General features: G+C 69.4%; 4 protein-coding genes and 1 pseudogene. 4 read left to right on the plus strand and 1 reads right to left on the minus strand.

Features of this window, described 5'->3' with window-relative positions; translation table 11 throughout:
* The first annotated feature begins 180 nt into the window (after positions 1–180).
* Entirely contained in the window at positions 181–1,491 is a 1,311-nt protein-coding gene (gene ltrA, locus AC5LSR_RS16065; protein WP_493465238.1) for a group II intron reverse transcriptase/maturase, read from the plus strand.
* 140 nt (positions 1,492–1,631) lie between these two features.
* Here the strand turns inward: ltrA and AC5LSR_RS16070 are convergent.
* Positions 1,632–1,988 (minus strand): annotated as a pseudogene (locus AC5LSR_RS16070) (transposase); the annotation flags it as partial.
* Positions 1,989–2,130: 142 nt separating this feature from the next.
* On the opposite strand from AC5LSR_RS16070, the gene AC5LSR_RS16075 reads away from it, so the two are divergent.
* The 3 genes from AC5LSR_RS16075 to AC5LSR_RS16085 are packed head-to-tail and all read left to right on the plus strand — an operon-like array spanning position 2,131 to position 5,486.
* Positions 2,131–3,243, plus strand: coding sequence for a thiamine pyrophosphate-dependent enzyme (locus tag AC5LSR_RS16075; protein ID WP_250284597.1), 1,113 nt, complete (start codon positions 2,131–2,133; stop codon positions 3,241–3,243).
* On the plus strand, positions 3,244–4,227 hold the full coding sequence (locus AC5LSR_RS16080; RefSeq protein WP_250284594.1) for an alpha-ketoacid dehydrogenase subunit beta: 984 nt from the start codon (positions 3,244–3,246) through the stop codon (positions 4,225–4,227). It abuts the gene before it with no gap.
* Complete coding sequence (locus AC5LSR_RS16085) at positions 4,224–5,486, plus strand: dihydrolipoamide acetyltransferase family protein (protein ID WP_250284592.1); 1,263 nt, start codon at positions 4,224–4,226, stop codon at positions 5,484–5,486. The genes AC5LSR_RS16080 and AC5LSR_RS16085 overlap by 4 nt, the downstream gene beginning before the upstream one ends.
* Positions 5,487–5,536 lie beyond the last annotated feature (50 nt).

Genomic DNA, 5,536 nt, shown 5'->3' on the forward strand with positions numbered 1-5,536 from the left:
ATGGGAAGGCGGATGCCGATACTGCACGCCCGCCCTGCGGGGTGGACGGGCGAGAGGGAGCGCGCCAAGCGGCAGGAACCGTAAGGCGTTGAGTACCGTCGCGGCGTCTGCTGGCGGACCGGCTCGTAGTAGCGAGGAAGCCCTGGTAATCGGGGTGGATGCGAAGGGGCCGGCTCATCGATGGGTTTGTTTGCGCGAGCAACCGGCGTTGCCGGGAGGAGACGTGTGGGCAGGTCAGGTCCGGAAGGCAAGTCGTTTCAGATATCGAAGCAGCTGGTGTGGGAGGCGTATAGGCGTGTGAGGGCCAACAAGGGTGCCGCCGGGGTGGACGGGCAGTCCCTGGCCACGTTCGAGTCCGATCTGAGGAACAATCTCTACAAGATCTGGAATCGGATGTCGTCGGGGACCTACTTTCCGCCTCCGGTGATGGCGGTGGAGATACCCAAGGCGGCTGGGGGCACGAGAGTTCTCGGCGTGCCCACGGTCGCCGACCGGGTGGCGCAGACGGTGGCCGCGATGGCGTTGGAAGCCCGCACGGAGTCGATCTTTCATGGAGACTCCTACGGGTACCGGCGTCGGCGCGGTGCGCTGGATGCCGTGGCCAGGTGCCGGCAACGGTGCTGGAAGAAGGACTGGGTCATCGATCTCGATGTCCAGGACTTCTTCGACAGCGTGCCGTGGGACCTCATGGTCAAGGCGGTCGAGGCCAACATCACCACCGACCGGACATGGGTGCTGCTCTACGTTCGGCGGTGGCTTGCCGCCCCGCTGCAGCTGCCCGACGGGACCCTGGCAAGGCGGGAACGCGGGACCCCGCAGGGGTCGGCGATATCACCCGTCCTCGCCAACCTGTTCATGCACTACGCGTTCGACCTGTTCCTGGCCCGGAATTTCCCAGGTGTGCAGTTCGAGCGATATGCGGACGACGCGATCGTGCACTGCGCGTCGGAACAGGAGGCCCGCGTGGTGCTGGCTGCGCTCACCAGCCGGATGGCCGAGGTCGGGCTGCGGCTGCACCCGACCAAGACCAAAATCGTGTACTGCAAGGACGGCAGGCGGCGTGGCTCGCACGAGCACACCTCGTTCACGTTCCTGGGGTACACCTTCCGGCCCAGGGGCGCCAGGAGAGCCGACGGGACGATGTTCGTGGGCTTCCAGCCCGCGGTCAGCCCCGAGGCGTTGAAGAAGATGAGCCAGCGGGTCCGCCGATGGCGGATCCACACGCGAACCAGACACGACCTGAGCGAGCTCGCCACACTGATCAACCCGGTCGTGGCGGGCTGGATGAACTACTACGGCCGGTTCTACCGGTCGCAGATGTCCCCCCTCCTGCAACGCATCAACACCTACCTGATGCGGTGGGCTGGCAAGAAGTACAGACGGCTACGCCCGTTCAAGCGGTTCAGAGCATGGTGGACCGGGATCCTCGATCGAGAGCCCGGACTGTTCGCGCACTGGGCCTGGGCATCCATGCCGACCGGACCACGGTGAGAAGAGCGGAGTGAACCGAGAGGTTCACGCTCCGTTCTGTGGGAGCCCGGGGGTGCGATCCCCCGGGCCACCCGACCAGGCTCGCGGCTGCACTGGGCCACCACTGGCCACAACTCCTGGTGATCGGATGAACACAGTTTCCAGTGCACCGCGAGGAGTCGCTTTTCCCTTCTTGATGAATCCTGTTTCGCCCGCGACCAGTATTCCTTCCGGTTCCCGAGGTGTTCGGCGACGTAGTCGCGGAGGATGTCCCGTACCAGGTCGGAGTCCCACGGGTAGGTGTTCAGGAGCCGCTGGATCCGATGGGGGCCGGGTGCGCCGGTATATTCGGCGATCGACCGGCTGTTCTTCCGTTCCATGGTGGATAGGAGGCCAGCCAGGTATGATCGTGCCTGTTGTCGGACTGTTCCGGTGGAGAAGCGGTCCGCGATTCTCGCGAGCATCTCCTCGAAGCCGGCCTGCCAGCCGTCCGGGGTGATGTCGTCTATGCTGTCCATGCGGCCGCCGCTGTTCTCTCGAGTTCATGCACAAACCCGACAGTCCAGACGGCGGCCGTTCTTTATGCGACGACACGCGGATTGTCAAGACACAGAACACAAGCCGACCACTGTTTCTGTAGGATACAGGCTGAGGAGCATCATGACGGTTTCGCTGATCGCGTCGGCTTGTTCCGACGCGGTCGCCCCCGGCTACCCCGCATCACCCCTGCGGCTGGTGGCTCCGGACGGCACTCTGACCGACCTCGGGCGAGCCGCCGACATCGACCCCGATCTGGTCCGCGAGCTGCATCGCGACATGGCCCGCGCCCGCTGCCTCGACCACGCCGCCCTCGCCCTGCAGCGCCAGGGCGAGGTGAGCCTCTGGCTGATGAGCTGGGGCCAGGAAGCCGCACAGGTCGGTTCGATACGGGCGGTGCGGGACAGCGACATGGTGTTCCCCAGCTACCGTGAGCACGCCGCCGCGCTGTGCCGGGGCATCACACCCGCCGAGCTGCTCACGCAGTGGCGCGGCCACCGGCACGCCGGCTGGGACCCCACCGCGCACCGCTTCCACATCTACTCGCTCGTGCTCGGCACCCAGACGCTGCACGCCACCGGCTACGCGGCCGGTGCCGCGATGGAGGGCACCGACGAGATCGTGGTGACCTACTTCGGGGACGGCGCGGCGAGCCAGGGGGACGTCAACGAGGCGTTGAACTGGGCCGCCGCCGCCGGCCTGCCGATCCTGTTCTTCTGCCAGAACAACCAGTGGGCGATCTCCACCCCGACAACGACCCAGATGCGCACGCCCGTGCACCGCCGCGCGGCAGGGTTCGGCCTGCGCACCTATCACGTCGACGGCAACGACGTGCTCGCGGTGCTCGCCGTGACCGGCGAGGCGGCCGCCCGGGTCCGCGCCGGGGACGGGCCGGCCCTGATCGAGGCCGAGACCTACCGTCTCGCCGGGCACAGCAGCTCCGACGACCCGGGCCGCTACCGCACCCAGGCGGAGGTGGAGCTGTGGCAGGGCCGTGATCCGCTCGCCCGGTCGGACGCTCTGCTGCGCGCGCTCGGTACCCCGGACTCGTGGTTCGACCAGCTGCAGGACGAGCTCGCGGCGTTCGGGGACGAGGTGCGTAAGGCCTGCCGCGGGCTGACCGGGCCGGGGCTGGCTGACCTGTTCGGCACCGTCTACGCCGAGCCGCACGACGCGCTCGACCAGGAGCGGCACGACTACCTGCGCCACCGCGACGCGCTCGAGGCGGGCCGCTGAATGACCGTCATGACCCTCGCCCAGGCGATCAATGCCGGGCTGCGCAAAGCGATGGAGGACGACGAGCGGGTCGTCGTGATGGGAGAGGACATCGGCACGCTCGGCGGTGTCTTCCGGGTGACCGACGGCCTGCAGAAGGACTTCGGCACGGCACGCGTGGTGGACACCCCGCTCGCCGAATCGGCGATCGTCGGCACCGCGATCGGGCTGGCGTTGCGCGGCTACCGGCCCGCGGTGGAGATCCAGTTCGACGGGTTCGTGTATCCGGCGTTCGACCAGATCGTCAGCCAGCTCGCGAAGATGCGGGCCCGCTCGGGCGGGCGCATCGCGCTGCCGGTCGTCGTCCGGATCCCGGCCGGCGGCGGGATCGGCGCCGTCGAGCACCACAGCGAGTCGAACGAGGCCTACTTCGCGCACACAGCCGGCCTGCGGGTCGTGTCCTGCGCGAGCCCGCACGACGCGTTCCACATGATCCAGCAGGCGCTGCGCTGCAACGATCCCGTGGTCTTCTACGAGCCGAAGCGCCGGTACTGGGACAAGAGCGAGGTCGCCGACGAGCCCGGCCTCGAGCTGCACAAGGCGCGCGTCCTGCGCGAGGGTGACGACTGCACGCTCGTCGCGCACGGGCCTACCGTCGCTACCGCTCTTAGGGCGGCCGAGGCCGCCCGCGAGGACGGGTTCTCGCTCGGAGTGATCGACCTGCGGTCGATCTCCCCGCTCGACCTCCCGGCGCTGCGCGAGGCGGCACGACGGACCGGGCGGATGGTCGTGGTGCACGAGGCGTCGACGTTCGCCGGGATCGGCGCGGAGATCGCCGCCGCCGTCACCGAGGCCTGCTTCCACGAGCTGGAATCGCCGGTGCTGCGGGTCGGCGCCTACAACCTGCCCTACCCGCCGGCCCGCGTCGAGGACGACTTTCTCCCCGACGTCGACCGGATTCTCGACGCGGTCGACCGCGCCCTGCACTTCGGGGACGTCGCATGAGCACGAGGACCGCATTTCGGCTGCCCGACGTCGGCGAGGGCCTGGCTGAGGCCGAAGTCGTCACCTGGCGGGTGCGCGCCGGAGACACCGTCGCTGTCAACGATCCGCTGGTCGACATCGAGACCGCCAAGTCCGTCGTCGAGCTGCCCTCGCCGGTGGCGGGCACGATCGCCGAGATCCACGTCGAGGAAGGGGCCACGGTCCAGGTCGGCGGCGTTCTCGTCACCATTGTCGGTGAGCCCGCTGACGACGGTGACAGCGCTGGCATCGCTAGCACCGCCGGTGCTGCTGGCGCCGATGAGCCGCTGGTGCTCGTGGGGACAGGGCCGAGCGCGGCACCGGACCGGCGCCGTCGTCTCCGGCCGCGCGGCGTGGGCGTTGCCGAGCCTGTCCCGCCACGGCCGGTGGCGGGCCCCACCCGGGCACGCGCGACACCGCCGGTGCGGCTGCTGGCCCGCCGCCTCGGTGTCGATCTCGACGCGCTCGCGGCGACCAAGCCCGGGATGGTCACCCGGGAGGATGTCGCGGCCGCCGCGTCCGCGCAGCCCGCCGGACCGGTCCGCGAGACCCGCGTCCCGATCAAGGGCGTCCGCAGGGCGACCGCGGCGGCGATGGTCCGCTCCGCCTTCACCGCCCCGCACGTCACGGAGTTCCTGACCGTCGACGTGACCGCCACGATGGCGCTGCTCGCCCGCCTCAAGGAGGACCGGGACTGGGCCGGCGTGCGGATCACACCGCTGGTGTTGGTCGCCCGCTGCCTGCTCCTGGCGATCCGGCGGTATCCGGGCATCAACGCCCGCTGGGACGAGGACGCCCAGGAGATCGTGCAGCACCATTACGTGAACCTGGGCATCGCCGCCGCCACGCCCCGCGGCCTTGTCGTGCCGAACATCAAGGACGCCGACGGCCTCGACCTGAAGGGACTGGCGTCCGCGTTGGGCGAGCTGGTCGAGCACGCCCGGGCAGGCAGGACCTCGCCGGAGCAGACGTCCGGCGGGACCGTCACGATCACCAACATCGGCGCCCTCGGCGTTGACGCTGGCACGCCGATCCTCAACCCCGGCGAGGCCGCGATCCTCGCCTTCGGCGCGGTCCGCGAGAGGCCATGGGTCGTGGATGGCGCGATAGTGCCGCGCCAGGTGACCCAGCTCGCCCTGTCGTTCGACCATCGGCTCGTCGACGGTGAACTGGGCTCGCGGGTGCTGGTCGAGGTCGGGCGGCTGCTACACGACCCCGGGCGGGCCATGCTGTACGCGTGAGAGCGGCCCTGGGGAAGCCCCGGTCGCGGAGATCAACAACGGCCGGCGGG

This window comes from Protofrankia sp. CiP1_Cm_nod4, from assembly GCF_982290645.1.

What these genes read in the sequence shown, in the direction of transcription:
- ltrA (WP_493465238.1), top strand. Translation starts at nt 181, where the DNA reads ATGGGTTTGTTTGCGCGAGCAACCGGCGTTGCCGGGAGGAGACGTGTG.
- AC5LSR_RS16075 (WP_250284597.1), top strand. Translation starts at nt 2,131, where the DNA reads ATGACGGTTTCGCTGATCGCGTCGGCTTGTTCCGACGCGGTCGCCCCC.
- AC5LSR_RS16080 (WP_250284594.1), top strand. Translation starts at nt 3,244, where the DNA reads ATGACCGTCATGACCCTCGCCCAGGCGATCAATGCCGGGCTGCGCAAA.
- AC5LSR_RS16085 (WP_250284592.1), top strand. Translation starts at nt 4,224, where the DNA reads ATGAGCACGAGGACCGCATTTCGGCTGCCCGACGTCGGCGAGGGCCTG.